The sequence below is a fragment of the Mesorhizobium sp. M5C.F.Ca.ET.164.01.1.1 genome (genome assembly GCF_004792125.1).
Classification (GTDB): Bacteria; Pseudomonadota; Alphaproteobacteria; order Rhizobiales; family Rhizobiaceae; genus Mesorhizobium; species Mesorhizobium wenxiniae.
This window is the reverse complement of record NZ_SRTG01000540.1, coordinates 1-291: the sequence shown is the minus strand read 5'-3', so window position 1 is coordinate 291 and position 291 is coordinate 1. Positions and strand designations below refer to the sequence as shown.

The window sequence follows — 291 nt, the reverse complement described above, 5'->3', positions numbered from 1 at the left end:
GCGGCGCGACATGGTTGGACAACAGCCGCATGTACGGACCGAAGCGCAGCCACAGCGTCTCGATCAGCTGAAACAGCACATCGGAGCCTGAGGCGCGGTAAATGATGAAATGGAACTGCTGGTTCTTGGCGATCAGCTCGAAGATGCTGCCGTCGCGGCCGATCACCTGCTGGTCATCGGTGATACGCTGCAGGCTGGCGATCTCGACCGCCGTCAGGCGCGGCGCGCCGAGCTCGGCCGCCAGCCCTCCGACCGCCAGGCGGGCACGGCAGAGGTCGTCGAGCCGCGCCC

At 66.7% G+C, this 291-nt stretch carries 1 protein-coding gene; it reads right to left on the bottom strand.

The features are described from left to right. A partial coding sequence (locus EN807_RS34650; protein ID WP_135938100.1) for an FCD domain-containing protein occupies positions 1 to 291 on the bottom strand: 291 nt, incomplete at both ends.